Annotated in this window: 18 protein-coding genes; 9 read left to right on the top strand and 9 right to left on the bottom strand. The window is 56.4% G+C overall.

The features are described from left to right. Positions 1 to 86: 86 nt before the first annotated feature. Complete coding sequence (pseI, locus tag H151_RS0100445) at positions 87 to 1,172, top strand: pseudaminic acid synthase (protein WP_019959644.1); 1,086 nt, start codon at positions 87 to 89, stop codon at positions 1,170 to 1,172. 3 nt (positions 1,173 to 1,175) lie between these two features. Further along, entirely contained in the window at positions 1,176 to 1,928 is a 753-nt protein-coding gene (locus H151_RS0100440; RefSeq protein WP_019959643.1) for a cytidylyltransferase domain-containing protein, read from the top strand. Here H151_RS0100440 and pseB read toward each other — a convergent pair. Continuing rightward, positions 1,925 to 2,992, bottom strand: a complete 1,068-nt coding sequence (gene pseB, locus H151_RS0100435) for a UDP-N-acetylglucosamine 4,6-dehydratase (inverting) (protein ID WP_019959642.1) — start codon at positions 2,990 to 2,992, stop codon at positions 1,925 to 1,927. The genes H151_RS0100440 and pseB overlap by 4 nt on opposite strands. A 126-nt stretch (positions 2,993 to 3,118) precedes the next feature. On the opposite strand from pseB, the gene H151_RS0100430 reads away from it, so the two are divergent. Beyond that, positions 3,119 to 3,925: a glycosyltransferase family protein gene (locus H151_RS0100430; protein WP_019959641.1), complete on the top strand. Its 807-nt coding sequence runs from the start codon at positions 3,119 to 3,121 to the stop codon at positions 3,923 to 3,925. Between the two features lie 111 nt (positions 3,926 to 4,036). Further along, positions 4,037 to 6,850, top strand: coding sequence for a PQQ-binding-like beta-propeller repeat protein (locus H151_RS0100425; RefSeq protein WP_019959640.1), 2,814 nt, complete (start codon positions 4,037 to 4,039; stop codon positions 6,848 to 6,850). 51 nt (positions 6,851 to 6,901) lie between these two features. Here H151_RS0100425 and H151_RS0100420 read toward each other — a convergent pair whose 3' ends face one another. Genes H151_RS0100420 through H151_RS0100410 form a run of 3 tightly spaced genes read right to left on the bottom strand, consistent with a single transcriptional unit; the run spans position 6,902 to position 8,754 of the window. Beyond that, positions 6,902 to 7,342, bottom strand: a complete 441-nt coding sequence (locus H151_RS0100420; protein WP_019959639.1) for a hypothetical protein — start codon at positions 7,340 to 7,342, stop codon at positions 6,902 to 6,904. A 3-nt stretch (positions 7,343 to 7,345) separates the two neighbouring features. Beyond that, a complete protein-coding gene (locus tag H151_RS0100415) occupies positions 7,346 to 7,660 on the bottom strand; it encodes a rod-binding protein (RefSeq protein ID WP_019959638.1) in 315 nt (104 codons plus the stop codon). Then, positions 7,660 to 8,754 carry a flagellar basal body P-ring protein FlgI gene (locus tag H151_RS0100410; protein WP_019959637.1) on the bottom strand — a complete coding sequence of 365 codons (1,095 nt, stop codon included), beginning with the start codon at positions 8,752 to 8,754 and terminating at the stop codon, positions 7,660 to 7,662. The genes H151_RS0100415 and H151_RS0100410 overlap by 1 nt, the downstream gene beginning before the upstream one ends. Positions 8,755 to 8,981: 227 nt before the next feature. Between H151_RS0100410 and H151_RS0100405 the strand changes: the two genes are divergently transcribed. Then, positions 8,982 to 9,404 (top strand): flagellar assembly protein FliX, encoded by a 423-nt coding sequence (locus H151_RS0100405; RefSeq protein ID WP_019959636.1) that lies wholly within the window; start codon positions 8,982 to 8,984, stop codon positions 9,402 to 9,404. Between the two features lie 196 nt (positions 9,405 to 9,600). After that, positions 9,601 to 10,032 carry an RNA polymerase-binding protein DksA gene (dksA, locus tag H151_RS0100395; protein WP_019959634.1) on the top strand — a complete coding sequence of 144 codons (432 nt, stop codon included), beginning with the start codon at positions 9,601 to 9,603 and terminating at the stop codon, positions 10,030 to 10,032. Positions 10,033 to 10,050: 18 nt separating this feature from the next. Here dksA and H151_RS0100390 read toward each other — a convergent pair whose 3' ends face one another. The 5 genes from H151_RS0100390 to flgF are packed head-to-tail and all read right to left on the bottom strand — an operon-like array spanning position 10,051 to position 13,853. After that, positions 10,051 to 10,536: a hypothetical protein gene (locus H151_RS0100390; protein WP_019959633.1), complete on the bottom strand. Its 486-nt coding sequence runs from the start codon at positions 10,534 to 10,536 to the stop codon at positions 10,051 to 10,053. Next, complete coding sequence (gene flgH, locus H151_RS0100385) at positions 10,524 to 11,330, bottom strand: flagellar basal body L-ring protein FlgH (protein ID WP_019959632.1); 807 nt, start codon at positions 11,328 to 11,330, stop codon at positions 10,524 to 10,526. Before flgH ends, H151_RS0100390 begins: the two co-directional genes overlap by 13 nt. Continuing rightward, a complete protein-coding gene (gene flgA, locus H151_RS0100380) occupies positions 11,327 to 12,292 on the bottom strand; it encodes a flagellar basal body P-ring formation chaperone FlgA (RefSeq protein WP_019959631.1) in 966 nt (321 codons plus the stop codon). Before flgA ends, flgH begins: the two co-directional genes overlap by 4 nt. Positions 12,293 to 12,302: 10 nt before the next feature. Beyond that, entirely contained in the window at positions 12,303 to 13,088 is a 786-nt protein-coding gene (gene flgG, locus H151_RS0100375) for a flagellar basal-body rod protein FlgG (RefSeq protein ID WP_026353737.1), read from the bottom strand. A 24-nt stretch (positions 13,089 to 13,112) separates the two neighbouring features. After that, a complete protein-coding gene (flgF, locus tag H151_RS0100370; protein ID WP_026353736.1) occupies positions 13,113 to 13,853 on the bottom strand; it encodes a flagellar basal-body rod protein FlgF in 741 nt (246 codons plus the stop codon). 272 nt (positions 13,854 to 14,125) lie between these two features. Between flgF and H151_RS0100365 the strand changes: the two genes are divergently transcribed. The 3 genes from H151_RS0100365 to H151_RS0100355 are packed head-to-tail and all read left to right on the top strand — an operon-like array spanning position 14,126 to position 16,408. After that, the gene (locus H151_RS0100365; RefSeq protein WP_019959628.1) at positions 14,126 to 14,794 is read left to right on the top strand and encodes a flagellar basal body-associated FliL family protein; all 669 of its coding nucleotides are present in this window, start codon (positions 14,126 to 14,128) and stop codon (positions 14,792 to 14,794) included. Between the two features lie 34 nt (positions 14,795 to 14,828). Next, on the top strand, positions 14,829 to 15,998 hold the full coding sequence (gene fliM / locus H151_RS0100360; RefSeq protein ID WP_019959627.1) for a flagellar motor switch protein FliM: 1,170 nt from the start codon (positions 14,829 to 14,831) through the stop codon (positions 15,996 to 15,998). Beyond that, positions 15,995 to 16,408 carry a DUF6468 domain-containing protein gene (locus H151_RS0100355; RefSeq protein ID WP_019959626.1) on the top strand — a complete coding sequence of 138 codons (414 nt, stop codon included), beginning with the start codon at positions 15,995 to 15,997 and terminating at the stop codon, positions 16,406 to 16,408. Before fliM ends, H151_RS0100355 begins: the two co-directional genes overlap by 4 nt. Position 16,409 lies beyond the last annotated feature (1 nt).

The raw sequence follows: 16,409 nt of genomic DNA, 5'->3' as shown, positions 1-16,409 counted from the left end.
CTTGATCCCATTGTGGCGCGCCAAGATGAAGGCTTTATTTACCGCTTCGGGTCATGCACGAAGATCCAGATAGGGTGGAGGCAGAGATGACAGCGCAAGAGATGATCCCAGACATTGCCATTGCCGGGCGCGCCATTGGCCCCGATCATCCCCCTTATATCATTGCCGAAATGTCGGCGAACCATAATGGATCCCTGGAACGCGCGCTCGCCATAGTTGATGCGGCGCTGGAGGCAGGCTGTGATGCGATCAAGCTGCAAACCTATCGCGGCGACACGATTACGCTGAAGGCCACGGGTCCGGATTTTGATATTACGCAAGGCCCGTGGGCGGGACGCACGCTCTATCAGCTTTATGAAGATGCGCATCTGCCCTGGGAATGGCATCAGGCGATTTTCGATCACGCCAAGGCGCGCGGTATCACGGTGTTTTCTGCGCCCTTTGATTTAACGGCGGTGGACTTTCTCGAGCAGCTCAATTGCCCTGCCTATAAAATCGCGTCCTATGAGATCGTTGATCATGGCTTGATCGCGGCCTGCGCGCGGACTGGAAAGCCTTTGATCATCTCCACAGGGCTCGCCAATCGAGAAGAAATTCAAGAGGCGGTCGCGGTTGCGCGCGCCAATGGTTGTGCCAATCCGATCGTGCTTCATTGCGTCAGCGGCTATCCCACCCCGTATGAGGAGGCCAATCTGCACCGCATTGGCTATCTAAAGGATCATCTGCCGGGCTGTTTGATCGGGCTGTCTGATCATACGCCGGGTGCGGCGATCCCGGCGGGCGCGGTTGCGCTGGGCGCGTGCGTGGTGGAAAAGCATATCACCCTTGATCGCACGGGCGGGGGGGAAGATGATTTCTTCTCGCTAGAGCCTTCTGAGATGGCGCAAGTCTGTCAGCAAACGCGCGCGGTGTGGGCCGGTACGCGGCCCTTGCGCTTAGCGCGCGCCAAGAGCGAGCAAGTTACCGCGGCCGGGCGACGCTCGCTTTATGTGGTGGCCCCGATTAAAGCTGGTGAGGTTTTTACCCGCGAGAATATTCGCTCCATTCGGCCTGGTCATGGGTTGCCACCGAAATATCTAGAGGCCATTCTAGGTAAACGTGCGCACCAAGATCTAGACTTCGCCCAAGCGTTACGCGCTGAGATGATTGAGGGCTTCACCCTCGAGGAGTAAGCCATGAAGGTCGTCGCCATTATCCAAGCCCGGATGAGTTCGTCGCGTTTGCCGGGTAAGGTTTTAAAGCCCATTTTGGGTAAACCGATCATCGCCTGGATGATGGAGCGTCTATCGCGCGCGCAGAGCCTGAACCATCTCATTCTCGCCATTCCCGATGAACCGGGGGAAGAGACATTGGCGGCCTTTGCTGCCGGGCGCGGCATGTCGTGCTATCGTGGGCCGCGCGATGATGTCCTGGCCCGCTTTGAAGGCGCGGTGGAGGCCTGTGCGCCCGATGCAGATATTATCGTGCGCGTGACAAGCGATTGCCCGCTGCTTGATCCGGTGATCGTTGATCATTGCGTGAATTTCTTCATCACCAATTTTCCCGCCTTTCATTATGTCGCCCCGCAAGTGCCCCCGACCTTGCCCAATGGCATGTCGGTGGAGGTGTTTACCCGCGCGGCGCTCAACCGCGCGCATAAACAGGCGGTATCGGCCTATGACCGCGAGCATGTGACCCCCTTCATGCAGAAGGCGGAGGAAGGCTTTAGCGTAGGCCGCATTCCCTTCGGGCTTAAGGCCGGGCATATCCGGCTTTGCGTCGATACTCACGAGGATTATGCGATGATTTCGGCGCTGATCGAGAAGCTCGCGCCGATCAAGCCGGATTTCAATCTGGCCGATATTTTGAATCTTTTAGAGGCTCATCCCGAAATTTTGGCGCTCAATAGCCATGTGCGCCAAACCACCGGAGCCTATGGCGAAACCTAAGCGCCTTTTTGGCTTTCTTCCAACAGCGCTTGAAGCTGAGCGGTGTTGAGCTTTTCTGGATTGGAATCAGAACAATAAGAAAAGCCGTCCGCTAAATCCTGCCCGCCCGCCTCATGCCAGCGGCGCGCCAGATTAACCCGGTTGGAGGGTAAGATGACATAGCGATCAGCTAGCTCCTGGGTGGAGCGGGCATCATCGGTGGTGATCATCACTTCATGCAGTTTTTCCCCAGGCCGAATGCCGATGATTTTATGGGGTAGGTTCGGGGCCAGGGTTTTAGCCAAGTCCACCGTATGCATGGAGGGGATTTTAGGGACGAAAATTTCCCCACCCTTGGCCATCGCAATTGAGGACAAGACGAAATTAACGCCCTGGGTCAGGGTGATCCAGAACCGGGTCATGCGCGCATCGGTGATGGGCAGATGATCTGCGCCTTCGGCGATCATTTTCTTGAAGAACGGCACGACCGAGCCGCGTGATCCCACCACATTGCCATAGCGCACGACGCTGAACGTCGGGCCATCGACACCGCCCATATTCTGCGCAGCGGTGATGATTTTATCCGAAGCCAGTTTGGACGCCCCGTAGAGATTGATCGGGTTAGCCGCCTTATCCGTAGAAAGGGCGCAGACATGTTTGACACCGCGCTTGATCGCGGCGCGCACGACATTTTCAGCCCCCATGACATTGGTTTTGATGCATTCAAACGGGTTATATTCCGCGATGGGCACATGTTTCAGGGCCGCCGCATGGATGACGATATCGACCCCGCGCATGGCCATATCCAGGCGGTCTTCATCACGCACATCCCCAATGAAATAGCGCATGAAGGGATATTGCTCGGGTGAGAAAATCTGCGCCATTTCGTATTGCTTCAGCTCATCACGCGAAAAGATGATCAGCTTTTGCGGAGTAAAGCGCTCAATCACGGTGCGCACAAAATGCTTGCCGAAAGAGCCTGTCCCCCCGGTGATCAAAATCGTCTTGTCATTGAGATCAAGGGCCGGGGTCAAAAAGTCGCGATAGCTTGCGTCTAGATGAGTTTGGGCTTGCGTTTGGGGCATATCGAATCGCCTTGCGCTAATTGTCTTGGCTCCAGCATACACTCTTATGATCCAGATTAACGCCCTATTAGGCGACGCAGCGCACTGATTTCACCTACAGGCTTTACCCCATCATGGGAGCGGACCATGAGTGTCGTCGCCTTCGTCTTTATGCGTTTGGACTGGCCCGATCAGGCCCGGGTGCTTAGCCAGTTGGTGGCGGGCGAAAGCGTTCTGGCTCTGTGCTTAAAACGTGCCGCCCGGATCAAGGATGTCGATCTGGTGGTCAGCCTTCTGCCCCAGGCCCATCTTTATGATGAGCTCGCGGAGATTTCAGGCGATTGCGGGGCGATGGTGGTGCGCGGGCCGGGTGAGGATTTGCTGGGTCTGTTTTTAAAAGCTGCGCGCGAAAGTGAGGCTGAGCATATCCTGGCGATTGAGGCGACGAGCCCCTTTTTGGATCCAGGGCTCTGTCGCCATGTCTTGAAGCTTTACCGTGAAAGCGCGGTGGATTATGCCACCAATGATATGCCCGCGGGCTTTCCCGATGGGCTTAGCTGTCATGCCTTCTCGCGCGAAATTTTGGCCTATGCCGATCGTCAGGTGCGCACGCCTTCGGCGCGGGCCCATCCCATTGATTGGCTGCGCACCTATCCGCCTTTACAGAAAGCCAATTTGACCGGGCCGGGCGGCGGGTTGGAGCGGCTACGCTGGCGGGTCGTCTTTGATGAAGATGTTACTTTCGCGCGCGCGGTTTATGAGGCAATGAACCATCGGGGCTATGGGGAAAAACGCACCCCCTGGGATTTGAGCGCGGCAGAACTTGCCGGGCTGTGTCTGCGCCGTCCAGACCTCGTGCATATTAATCAGGCCTGGATTAACGAGGCCCGCTTGGCTAATCGGCTTTGCGCAGATATCAACTCCGCCCCGGTCCAGTTTATGCATGCCGCCTAGAAGAGCGGCCTGGGTCATGGCTAAGCGGCGTTAAGCCTTTTTCCTAACGCTTTTTTTGCACCTTGGCGCGTATTGTGGTCAGCGTAGAAATGGGCTTGGAGCCTTGGTGATATGTCTTTTTTAGGTGGAACAGCGGGAATTTCTGATCTGGTGCTCAGCTCTTGGTACCAGTCGAAAAATGCTGTGCGCCTGGCCAGTCAAACGCCTTCGGCCAGTTCCACCCAATCGGGTGAGACCAGCTCATCTAAATCCACATCCAAAAAAGATCTGCCCCCCTGGGATCCGCGCGGCGAGATTGCCGATCTGGAAAGCGTTCAGCGCAAAGTGCTGTCTGGCGGGGCTTTCTTTGATGACAAGCTGAAAGATTTCTCCAACGTCAAGGCCAGCAAGGACGAAAAAACCTTGTATGCCATGTATCAAGGTGTGCGCCGCCTTCAATCGCTGGCTGCCGCCTCGATGGAGAAGGGCGCAACGGATTTCGAACGGCGCTTCTGGAATAATCGCTTCCAAGAAGGCTTGGAAGAGATGACGAAATTCTTTGATAAGATGGAGCTGGAAGGCGTCTCCGTCCTTAAGGGTGAAGAGCTAACCAAGGCGGAAAGTGATCTGCGGATCAAGCGCGGGGAAAGCGTTTACACCACCGGTATCGTTCACACCGGGGCCTATGATGCTGAGGTGGCCAATTTCCAAGGGGATGTGAAGTTCGACATCACCGTGCGTAAAAGCGGTGCCGATCAGACGATCAATATTGATCTGGCTGATATGGGCGCAACGCCGCGCAATCTGGATAATGTTGCGGACTTCATTAATTCCAAGCTGGATGCGGCCGGGGTCAAAACCCGTTTTGAGCGCGTCAAAATTGGTGAGAAAAACGAAGACGGCATCATCGAAGGCAATAATTTTGGCTTCAAAATCGAAGGCATTATCACCGAGCGCGTGACTTTTTCTGCCGTCGCCGGTGAAGAAAAACCCGCTATTTATGTCGCCGGTATTTCTGGCGATCGTGAAACGGCCGCTGGCCAGCTGACCCGGATTGTCGATGTCGCCAATGGCGGCGTGATCGACTATTCGCGCCGGATTGAGGCCGCGCCCACGGTCACAGAAGTCGCGCCTGAAGTTAAAGAGGGCGAAACGCCCGATCCTGAGGCTAAAACAAAAACTAAAACCACATCGAACCCAACGCGGATCCTGGATACCGCCACGGGCCCCGATGGCGCGCTTTATACGGTGGGGGAGACGACCTCTACCATTGATGGCGTCGACATCAAGGGCGATAAGGATCTGGTGCTGTCGCGCTATGATGCCACCGGCAAGCTGGTGTGGTCGCGCGTTCTTGGGGCCTCCGATGAAGCCTCTGGGGCCTCGCTCGCTGTGGATGATAGCGGCAATATCGTCGTGGCGGGTTCTGTCAAAGGCGTTCTGGGCGATACCAATGCGGTCGGGGGCAGTGATAGCCTGGTCGTGAAATATAATAGCGCCGGGGTCGAACAATGGACCAAGCGCTTTGGCGCGTTGAAGGATGATCAGGCCAATGATGTGACCATCGCGGACGATGGCACGATCTTTGTGGCCGGGCAAACCAAGTCTAATCTGGGCGGCGCAGGCTTTTCTGGCGAGCAAGATGGCTATGTGCGGGCCTTTGATGGCAATGGGGCCACGCTTTATACCCGCGCCACAGGGGCGACCAGCGGTGTTGACGCCGCGCGCGCGGTGGCGGTGGCTCAAGATGGCGGCTTGTTAGTCGCCACCGAAGAAAATGGTCAGGCTGTGCTGCGCAAATATGGTGCCGGTGATGATGGCACGGGCGCGCCCGTATGGGAAACCAATTTGGGTAATCTTTCCGATGGCCGTATCGGCGGTTTGGCCGTGGATGAGAGCGGTGCGATCTATCTGGCAGGCTCTGCAGGCGCGGATTTCGCCCCTGGCGCAGTTGTTCAGGCCAATGCAGGCGCGCGTGATGCCTTCGTGACCAAGATCACCGATGGCGCAAGCCCCAGCGTGGATTATGTGACTTTCCTGGGCTCTGGCGGGGATGATGGCGCCGCCGGTGTCGCCGTGGCGAATGGCAAAGTGTATGTGACGGGTAAAACCGCCGAAGGGGTTGGCGGTGCCATCCAAAATGGTGACCGCAATATGTTTGTCGCCAGCGTTGATGGGGCCACGGGCGTGCCGGAATGGGCGCAGCAAGTCTCGGGCCGGGGTGGCCTGTCGCAAGGCTTTGGTATTGCTGTGGATACCGCAGGCGATACGACCTTGGCGAAATTTGGCCTTCCCTCTGGCGCGCTAACCTATTCGGACAGCCGCGTTGTGACGGATCGTTCGGCCGTGCGTGCCGGGGATCATTTCTATGTCTCCGTTGATGGCGGGCGTAAGAAGAAGATCACCCTTGATGATGATGACACGATGCGCGCGCTAACCTTCAAGATCAATTCGGCCCTGGTCTTGAGTGGGGACGCGACTTTGCGCCGGTCCACCAAGGACGGCGATCAGCTGATCATCACGCCGAAGAAGGGCGTCAAGATTGAATTCATCGCCGGTAAAGAGGGCCAAGACGCCTTGAAAGGCCTGGGTCTTCCTGAAGGTGTGGTGACGGGCAAGGGCTCCTTCCTCGATCGTAAGAATGAGGATGAAACGGCGGACGCCCCGGAAGTCTTCGCCTTGGGACTGGGCGGCTCATTTGATATCTCTGATAAAGACCTGGCGGCCAAAGCCTCTGAGGCTTTAACCAGCGCGATGAGTAAGATCCAACGCGCCTATCGCGAGCTGACCGCTGATCCGGCCTTAAAAGACTTCCTGACCGGTCAGAAAAAAGGCAAATCTGGCGGACCGGTTCCGGCCTATTTGACCTCGCAGATCAATAATTACCAGGCTGGCCTTAATCGCCTTTTGGGCGGTGGCGGGGGCAATACCAGCCTCTTCCTGTAAAAATAAGGCGGCTTCGAGCCGCCTTTTTTAATCTCTGATTTCTACTAAGATCTAAGCGCTTTTATTAATCGTCAGGGCCGAGATGCCCTCGACTTTACCCGCGCGCGGACCATAGCCCGCATTGGCTTGTTTCTGGCGCATGGCTTCTTCGGCAACGGCCATGATCATGCCTTCGGTGACGGCGCGTAGGGCATCGGCGATCAGGCCATTGGCCTCTAAGGCGGTTTCTAATTTTTGCGTGTTTTCGCGTAGCTGGCTTTGCAGTTGCAGCGGCAGACCCGCCAGGCGGCTACGATCCTTGGCGGCCAGCTGGCATTCGCGCCGGTAAATGGTGGCCAGGCGCGATTTTTCATCTTGCAGATGGATCGCCTCATGCGGGCGCTTGGTCTCAAACAGGACGGTTTCTTGCTGTAACAGCTCCGTCAGACGCGCGGTCAAGCGGATCAGATCTTTGGCGCGTTCGCTCGGGGTTTGGGCGGCTAGCTCACTCATGATTTATCCTTCCCCCTCTTGCATGCGTAGGATTTCGCGGGCCAAAGGTTCGGCAAGACCAATGCCCCCGGACTTGGCAAAGACGCGGGCATATTCTTCGTGAAGAATGCCCTGAAACGCATCTTCACCGGCCCCGCCATCAAACTCACTCTTCGTGCTCTCGCCCATCATCGAGGTGATGAGCTGGGCTAAAAACACCGATTCAAACTCTTGCGCGGCCTTATAGGCTTCGGCTTCGGAGCTGACTTTGGGCGCGCGCGGGGTGGGTTGACCCGCGCTGATGGCGTTTTGAAATTGAGCGCTTAAAAACTCATCCATTACAGCACCTCGATCTCGGCTTGCAGCGCCCCTGCGGCCTTAATGGTCTGCAGGATGGTGATCATGTCGCGCGGGGTCACGCCCAGGGCATTAAGCCCATCGACCAATTCACGAAGCGAGACGGTTTCCGGCAATACGCCCAGCTGGGCCATGTCTTCTTCGGCGGTGATCTGTGTGCGGGGGACTTCAGCGGTTTGACCATTGGCCAGCGGGTTGGGCTGGCTGATCAGCGGGGTTTCAGAGACCGAGATGGTGAGATTGCCCTGGGCGATGGCTACGGTGGAGACGCGAACATTCTCCCCCATCACAATCGTACCGGTGGCTTCATCAATGATGACGCGGGCGGGCAGATCGGCTTCAACGCGTAATTGCTCTACCGCTGCGATCAAGCCGATCATGTCGGGATATTGATCGGGACGGGTCAGCTTGACGGTCGCCGGATCGGTGGCCTGGGCCACGGGGGAGCCGATATAAGCATTGATCGCCTGGGCCATGCGCCGCGCCGTGGTGAAGTCAGGATTGCGCAGCGCTATGCGAATATCGCGCGCATGCATCAGATCATAAGGGTTTTCGCGCTCGACAATCCCGCCATTGGCAATGCGCCCCGTGGTCGGCACGCCGCGTGTGATGGAGGCGGCATCCCCGCCCGCGCTGAACCCCCCCACCGCAACGGAGCCTTGGGCGACGACGAAGGTATTGCCGCTGACATCTTGCAAGGGGGCTGCCAGCAAGATCCCGCCTTGCAGGCTGGAGGCATCCCCGATGGAGGCAACGCTGACATCAATGCGTGATCCGGCGGTGGCAAAGGGCGGCAGCTGCGCGGTGATCATCACCGAGGCGATATTGCCCGAGCGAATATCGGCTTCGCGGATACGGATATCAAAGCGCTCCATCATCCGGTTGACATATTCACGGGTGAAGGCGGCATTGCGCAGTGTGTCGCCCGTGCCATTAAGGCCGACCACCAAGCCATAGCCGACGATGACGTTGTCGCGAACGCCTTCGATGTCCGCGATATCTTTGATACGCGGATCCGCCTGGGCGCTGGCCCCAAAAAGAATCAGGGCGAGGAGGGAAATCCATACACGGGCCATTCTTGGTCCTATCAAGAGCGAGTTTTTCACAGATCCCTGAAGCGAAAAACATGCCAAAGGTTTAAATATATAAACTCATAAAAATCAGCGGATTAGCTCAGAGGTGAGGCGGTAAAAATCGCCGCATTAACCAAGGTCGGCAAAATTTGCCCGCTGCGCAAATAAGTTTAACCAAGTATTAAGAGAGTGGGCGAACACTCTAACATCAGGCCTAAAGGTATACCGCGATGAAAGTCACAGGACCGCGCAGCGTCGGCGCGACGTCGGCAAGCAAACGCAAAACTGGCGTGCAGGGCACGGGCAGCGCTTTTGCGCCTGAAGGTCCGCAGGCTAAATCCAGCGTTGAGGCGAGCCCGGAGCTGTCTGGGGCGTCTGCGGTATCCTCCGTCGATGCCTTGCTGGCCTTGCAAGGCGTTGGTGATTATTCGCAATCGCGCCGCCAGGCGAGTGAGCGCGCGTTCAGCCTGTTAGATGTTTTGGATGATTTGAAAATCGCGCTTCTAGAGGGCGGCATTCCGCGCGAGCGTTTAAGTGCTTTGATGGATCTTCTGCAATCGCGCCGGGATCAAACCGGTGACCCTAAATTAGAGGCGGTCTTGAACGAGGTTGAGGTCCGCGCCGCCGTAGAATTGGCCAAATACGACGCCTGAACCCAGAGATTTTAGGGTAAATGCAGCGCGCTCTATGGGATGGCGGGGTTAAATCTCAACAAGTTGAATTCATTCATCTGTTAAAAGTCCTTCATGGTGTGTGGATTAATCGTGCACACGCGTTGACAGATGATCTTGCGTGGATATTCTCGCCCGGCTTCGCTGGGGGCAATGGGCTTGAAGAGGAGGCGGTCGCATGAGCGCGTCGGATTCCGAGATCGAACTGCCCGAAGGCTATCGTCCAAACGACGATGAGCCCTTCATGAATGAGCGGCAGAAAGAATACTTTCGCCGCAAGCTATTGGCGTGGAAGGATGAAATCCTTCGCGAGAGCAAATCTACCTTAGAAGCATTGCAGCAGGATTTGGGCGCTTTGCCGGATCTGGCTGACCGGGCCTCAACCGAGACCGATCGCTCTTTGGAATTGCGCGCGCGTGATCGCCAACGCAAATTGATCTCGAAAATAGAATCGGCATTACGCCGGATTGACGAAGACACCTACGGATATTGCGAAGAAACCGGTGAGCCCATTGGCTTAGCGCGTTTGGATGCACGTCCTGTGGCGACATTAAGCATTGAGGCCCAGGAGCGTCATGAGCGTTCTGAACGGGTCCACCGCGACGATTAAGAGATTATCTTTATCTTCTTACGACTGAACATTAGGCCCGGCTCTGCCGGGCTTTTTATTGCTCATTTTACTTTGACCCTGAACAAAGCCCAGCGCGGTGACCATGCAGGGGCGAATACCCACATTGACGCCTTCTTTGCGCAAATACCGCGTCATTTGCAGGACATGGATCAAAGATCCAGGCCCGATTGTATAGGCCACACGCAGATGGGCAGGATAGGCCAGCGCCAGGGTTTGGGCGAGGTCGCGAAATTGCGCCAAAGTATGGGTAAAATGCGTGTGCTGAAAATTAAACACGATGCCGTCAATGCCCGGTGCGCGGGCATATTCGACGACTTTGGGCACATTGGTCTGGCTATCATCGAGCCCATAGCGCCCGGTGAAAGTGAAAATAATCACACGGCCCAATTGCTGGACGGTGACTTTTTTACCGTCCAGCCCATCATAGGCATAGCTATAGAGGAGTTTGGCCGCGCTGAGATCGGGCCAGGCTAGAAAGGCCATAGAATATCGTAAACTTCTTGTCCTATGGTCGGGCGCTGCATGTCAGAGATATGGCCGCGACCACCATAGGACACGCGGGCCTCGGCAATTTGCGTGTGGGCAATCGTGTTGTCCGCAGCAATATCTTGCGGGCGGACAATACCGGAGATGAGAAGCTCACGCACCTCATTATTGACGCGCACTTCCTGGCGGCCATGGATCACCATATTGCCGTTCCACAGCACTTCCACCACGATTGCCGCTAGGGTCAGCTGAATGGTTTCGGTCCGGTTGACTGAGCCCGTGCCATTCAAGCTGGTGGAGGAGCCAAAGCCCGAAGCGCTCGCCGGATCATAGCTATCATGGAAGAAGCGATCCAGGGCTGCACCGCCGCCAAAGAAATTGTTCAGCTGGCTTTCATTTGATCCGGTGCGTGAGCGCGCGGTGGTGTTCGAGACCTGGGCGCGGTCGGCAATGTCGATATTGACCGTCATAATGTCGCCAACACGTGAGGCGCGCGGACTATCAAAGAAGGAGCGCGCATTATTGACCCACAGTGAATTGGCCCCTGCGGCGGCTTGATGGGCCTGAGCAATTCCGCGCAATTGAGCGAGCTGGCGCAGCTGGTCATGCTCGGCTTGAGCTTGATCGCCCGTCTGGGGTGTGGGGCGACCATACAGGGCGGCGCTGTTATCAATCTCAGACAGCTCTGGTGCGCGCCCCACTTCACGCAGGCGATCGGTGGTGGCGCAGGCACTTAAAAGTGCCGCTGCGGCTACACCCAGGCTTAATCGGAAAAGACGAGACGAGGTCATAGTGTGCGTCCTTGGGCATAGGTGGAGGGGCCAACTTCAGCGCGTCCAGGTCCGGTGACCAGCGCTTCGATGGTGCGATTGGATTGGAGATTGACGAAGCGGATACGCTCACCCGCCACGCCATCTTGTAAGGCGCGCGCCTGGGCGATCAGAACCAGCGCGCCGGCTTGATACATGATAGGAATGGTTTCCCCGCGCTTGATCGCGGTGGGCGCGGCGATGTCAAATTCTCGCAAAGGCGCCCCTTCGCGCAGCACCCGTTGAGCTTGGCGTCCGATCAGGGCCTCTGCCGTGCGAATGGCATTACTGGGCAGGCGATCAACCCGCATGGAAACCCAGTCGATATCCCCCGCAGAGATAATATCACCCCGGCTTAAAGACCGTTGAAGGACAGGGACTTGTGTGGTGGCAAAGGCGCGTCCTGAAACCTGAACTTCAGGCCCGCCAGGATAGGCGGTCAGTGTGGCGCGTAACAGGCCAGAATAGGGATCATGGCTGAGATCCGACAGGCTAGCGCTCGCCGAACTATCGAGGGGCGCATGAAGGGTGAGGGTGCGGTTCGACAGGCTCACCTCATAGACATCGCCGGTCTCCATATAGAGGCTTTCGCTGATCAAAGTCGTGATGTCATTGGCCGAAATGGTGCGCGAAGGGCGCTCTACGGTGATGCGCAACAGATCCGTCGGGTTCGACCAGAACAGATTGTTATGGCGGGCCTGGTTTTTCACATAGATTGGGTCAAGCGATAGGCTTTGCCCCGGTTCAGGGGCGCTGGCGATGACCACATCACTCGCACTGCCCGCATTTTCAAACACATCGCCCAGTGTGATCTGATCGCCGCGCGCTTCGATGCGATTTTTCAAGATCACATTGTAAACGGTTTGATCTTCGCCTTGGGCCAGGGCGTTGCCCAGAGGGGCCAGTGTTAGGCATGAAATCACAACAAAAGCGCGCAGTATCATTTACTTAGCCTTAGCGAAGGTTCGAGGAAGCGGCCATCATCTCATCGGCGGCAGAGATGACCCGGGCGTTCATTTCATAGGCGCGTTGGGCTTGAATGAGGGCGGTGACTTCGGTGACCGCATCCACGTTAGAACGCTCGATAAAGCCCTGACGAACTGTACCAAAACCAATTTGACCGCCAATGCCAGTATTCGGCGCGCCAGAGGCGGCTGTTTCCAGGTGCAGGTTATCGCCAATCGCGGTCAAGCCGCCTTCATTGACAAAGGTCACCAATTCCAGCTGTCCCACCAGCTGTGGGGCTGGATCGCCATCGACCAGGATCTGCACCTGGCCTTCTTTATTGATGACGATTTCGCGGCCTTCATTATTGATGGTGATACCGGGCATCACCTGGTAACCGTCTTGGGTGACCAATAAGCCATCGGGGCTGACGGCGAAATTACCCGCGCGGGTATAGGCTGATTGTCCGTTGGGAAGCTGGACGTGGAAGAAGCCGCGTCCGGAAATGCCCAGATCGAGCTTATTACCCGTTTCTTCCATCGAGCCTTGTTCGTAATTGCGATAGATGGAGCCCGCTTGAACGCCCAAACCGACCTGAACCCCGGTGGGTACAATTGTACCACTGTCCGAGGAGTTCGCCCCCGCGCTTTGCATGTTTTGATAGATCAGATCTTCAAACTCAGCGCGTTGGCGCTTGAAGCTGATCGTGTTCATGTTGGCGAGATTGTGGGAGATAACCTCCACATTCAGTTCCTGGGCGTGCATCCCGGTGGCGGCTGTCGCGAGCGCTCTCATGTTATATCACTCCTCTTTACCCGCTTAGGCGCGGCCGAGACGCTCAATCGCGCGGCGATTAAGCTCATCTGTTTGTTGGATCATACGGGTGACGGATTGGTAGGCGCGGCTCACCTCCATCATCCGCGTTAGCTCCATAATGGGTTGAACATTGGAGCTTTCGGTCATGCCTTGCAGAATTTTCGTATCGGTCATGGGTTGAGGTTCAGCGCCTTCACCCTCAGGCAGGCGTAGGCGGTTCGAGCCCACTTTTTCTAACACGCCCAAATCTTCAAAGGTCACAACGCCAAGACGGGCAATGGGAGCGTTGTTTTGGGCAAGCTCGCCATCCACTGTGACGCTGATCGGTCCGCCTTCGGGGTCGAGTAAGATCGGGCTGCCGCCTTCATCAAGGACGCGCGCGCCATCGCTGGCGACCAGCTCGCCTTGGGCGTTGAGGGTAAAGGCACCATCACGGGTGTAGCGCACACCGGCATCGGTTTCTATGGTGAAAAAGCCTTCGCCTTCCAGCGCGAAATCCAACGGACGACCCGTGGGCGTTAAGGGGCCTTGGGAGAAATCGCGGCCCACACCCCATTCATCATTATATTGCAGGCGGCGTGGTCCATCTTGATGGCGCGCCGGTGTATAGGGGTTTTCTTCCAAGAGAATTTGCTCGGCTTTAAAGCCGGTCGTGTTGGCGTTCGCAATGTTATTGGCCGTGATATCCATGGCCCGGCGTAGGGTGATCTGGCGCGACAGCCCGATCAGCATTGCATTATCCACATTCGCCTCCGTCGTTTTGACCAAGTTGGCGAGGCCTGAGCGTTGTGCGCGGGCCAATTCGCCTTAACCATCGCAAGGAGGGTGCCAGATGTGGTGCTTATAAATTTCAAGGGCTTGCGCGAGGGGGCTTCGCGAATCTAGGTAAAGACGGTAAGGCTCGCGCATCGGGGCGGAAAAAAATGCCCACTCGTGACTAGTCCAAACGAAACGTTAACTTCAAAGCGCTTAACTCATCTTATCTAAAGCGATGAGCCTGCAAGGGTTATGTGACCATGGCCGATAAAAAGAAAGAAGCCGAAGCCGAAGCGCCCGCAGAGGGTGAAGAGGGCGAGGAAGGCGCGAAAAAGAAAGGCCCCCCAAAGATGATCATCTTCGGGGGTCTGGGCGTTGTTATCCTGTTGCTGGTCGGTGTGGCGGTCTTTCTCCTCTTCTTCAGTGGTAAGAAGGATGAGGGCGGTCATGAAGATCCCGCTCATGTCGAACAAGGCGATGATGGCCATGGCGGTGGCGGGGATAGCCATGGGTCTGATGACGGTCATGGTGCCAGTGCGGACAGTCATGGGGCCAGTTCTGGTGGGCATGGATCGGATGACGCTCATGGCGGCGGCGGTGATGGTCACGGGGCCAGCGGGGATCACCCGTATTTTTATGAGATGCAGCCGATTTTGGTGAATATGAATACCGGCGATGGGCGTCCGCAGATTTTGGCCCTGACCTTGTCTTTGGAAATCACCAGCCCTGATTTGGTCCCGACTTTGGAAGAGCGTATGCCGCAAGTTGTTGATCAATACATGATGTTCCTGCGCGAATTGCGTCCTGAGGATCTTTATGGCTCAGCGGGTTCGCATCGTTTGCGACTGGAATTGCTGCGTCGGGTCAATCTGGTATTGGCCCCGCAAAGGGTCGAATCAGTGTTGATTGTCAATCAGCTCGTTCAATAACGAAGTCTTAAGAGAAGAGGAAATCTCAACCATCATGTCTGATGATGTCGATCAGGATGCCTTAGCCGCCGAATGGGAAGCCGCTGCGGCGGGCGGTCAGCCTGACTTTGATTCCATTGGCATGGATGATGGCAGCGGGGATGCGCTCGCCTCCGAATGGGAGGCGATGGTTGGTGATAATGATGGGATGTCCGGCCCGCAAGGGCCCCAAGGCCCAGAGCGGATCCTCAATCAGGATGAGATTGATAGCCTTTTAGGCTTCTCCATTTCTGATGATGATGCCAATGAGCGCTCGGGTATTCGTGCCATCATCAACTCCGCGCTGGTCTCTTATGAGCGCCTGCCGATGTTGGAGATCGTCTTCGACCGCCTGGTGCGTTTGATGACGACCTCTTTGCGGAACTTCACCTCTGATAACGTTGAGGTTTCGCTCGATAATATTTCCTCGATCCGTTTTGGTGATTACCTCAACTCGATCCCGCTGCCGGCAATCTTGGCGGTATTTCGCGCTGAACAGCTTGATAATTATGGTCTTTTGACGGTTGATTCGAACCTTATCTATTCGATTGTGGATGTGTTGCTGGGTGGGCGGCGCGGGACCTCGGCGATGCGGATCGAAGGTCGGCCCTATACCACGATCGAACGCTCTCTCGTGCAGCGGATGATCGAGGTGGTGCTCGGGGATGCCAAGCAAGCCTTTGCGCCCTTGAAAGAGGTTGATTTCTCCCTTGATCGGGTTGAGACCAATCCGCGCTTTGCCGCGATTGCCCGGCCAGCGAACGCGGCGATCTTGGTGAAGCTGCGGATTGATATGGAAGATCGCGGTGGCCGGATTGAGCTTTTGCTGCCCTATGCGACTTTGGAACCCATCCGCAAAATGCTGCTCCAACAATTCATGGGCGAGAAATTTGGGCGCGACAATATCTGGGAGAGCCACCTGGCGACCGAATTGTGGTCAACCAAGATGCAAGTCAATGCAGTTATTGATGAATTAAAGCGTCCCTTGGGCGAGGTCATGTCGCTGAAAGTGGGCGATACCTTGATGCTGGACAATGGGCCAGATGGTGAAATTGAACTTCGTTGTGGAAGCGTGAAATTAACCACGGGGCGAATGGGGCGAATCGGGCACAACGTAGCAATTCGCTTGGATGCGCCGCTACAGCCTTCGGCGCGTAACGCTGTTCTGGGGATGGTTTCATCATGAGTTTTGCCATGCTGATTTTTGAAGGCTTGATCGCCCTTCTTCTGATCTCTGCGATCGTGATGTGTTGGCGCGTGGATCGCCAGTTGAAAGCGCTACGCTCCGGTCAAGACGGTATTAAGCAGACTGTGGAAGACTTGGATGCGGCCGTTGATCGCGCGCGCGCCAGTCTGGCGGCGCTAGATCGTGCGGCGAAGACCCAGGGCCAAAGCCTTCAAGACGAGGTGGCGCGCGCGAAGGCTTTGTCTGAAGAATTGGCGTTTTTAAGCGATGGGGCGGAGCGCCGGGCCGAGCGTTTGTCTCAACCGCGCCGTCCAGACCGGCCTGCGCCTAAAGATCTCGACTTTAAAGAGCGCGCCGAGGGCGATGAGGCCAGCGCGCGCTTGCTGGATGCGCTCAAGGCGATGCGCTAGG

It is taken from the genome of Woodsholea maritima DSM 17123, from assembly GCF_000382325.1.
Lineage (GTDB): Bacteria > Pseudomonadota > Alphaproteobacteria > Caulobacterales > Maricaulaceae > Woodsholea > Woodsholea maritima.
This window is presented reverse-complemented; position numbering and strand designations above follow the sequence as displayed.

Bases quoted from the DNA above. Each gene is read 5' to 3' on its own strand.
- pseI (WP_019959644.1), top strand. From the start codon at position 87: ATGACAGCGCAAGAGATGATCCCAGACATTGCCATTGCCGGGCGCGCC.
- H151_RS0100440 (WP_019959643.1), top strand. From the start codon at position 1,176: ATGAAGGTCGTCGCCATTATCCAAGCCCGGATGAGTTCGTCGCGTTTG.
- pseB (WP_019959642.1), bottom strand. From the start codon at position 2,992: ATGCCCCAAACGCAAGCCCAAACTCATCTAGACGCAAGCTATCGCGAC.
- H151_RS0100430 (WP_019959641.1), top strand. From the start codon at position 3,119: ATGAGTGTCGTCGCCTTCGTCTTTATGCGTTTGGACTGGCCCGATCAG.
- H151_RS0100425 (WP_019959640.1), top strand. From the start codon at position 4,037: ATGTCTTTTTTAGGTGGAACAGCGGGAATTTCTGATCTGGTGCTCAGC.
- H151_RS0100420 (WP_019959639.1), bottom strand. From the start codon at position 7,342: ATGAGTGAGCTAGCCGCCCAAACCCCGAGCGAACGCGCCAAAGATCTG.
- H151_RS0100415 (WP_019959638.1), bottom strand. From the start codon at position 7,660: ATGGATGAGTTTTTAAGCGCTCAATTTCAAAACGCCATCAGCGCGGGT.
- H151_RS0100410 (WP_019959637.1), bottom strand. From the start codon at position 8,754: ATGGCCCGTGTATGGATTTCCCTCCTCGCCCTGATTCTTTTTGGGGCC.
- H151_RS0100405 (WP_019959636.1), top strand. From the start codon at position 8,982: ATGAAAGTCACAGGACCGCGCAGCGTCGGCGCGACGTCGGCAAGCAAA.
- dksA (WP_019959634.1), top strand. From the start codon at position 9,601: ATGAGCGCGTCGGATTCCGAGATCGAACTGCCCGAAGGCTATCGTCCA.
- H151_RS0100390 (WP_019959633.1), bottom strand. From the start codon at position 10,536: ATGGCCTTTCTAGCCTGGCCCGATCTCAGCGCGGCCAAACTCCTCTAT.
- flgH (WP_019959632.1), bottom strand. From the start codon at position 11,330: ATGACCTCGTCTCGTCTTTTCCGATTAAGCCTGGGTGTAGCCGCAGCG.
- flgA (WP_019959631.1), bottom strand. From the start codon at position 12,292: ATGATACTGCGCGCTTTTGTTGTGATTTCATGCCTAACACTGGCCCCT.
- flgG (WP_026353737.1), bottom strand. From the start codon at position 13,088: ATGAGAGCGCTCGCGACAGCCGCCACCGGGATGCACGCCCAGGAACTG.
- H151_RS0100365 (WP_019959628.1), top strand. From the start codon at position 14,126: ATGGCCGATAAAAAGAAAGAAGCCGAAGCCGAAGCGCCCGCAGAGGGT.
- fliM (WP_019959627.1), top strand. From the start codon at position 14,829: ATGTCTGATGATGTCGATCAGGATGCCTTAGCCGCCGAATGGGAAGCC.
- H151_RS0100355 (WP_019959626.1), top strand. From the start codon at position 15,995: ATGAGTTTTGCCATGCTGATTTTTGAAGGCTTGATCGCCCTTCTTCTG.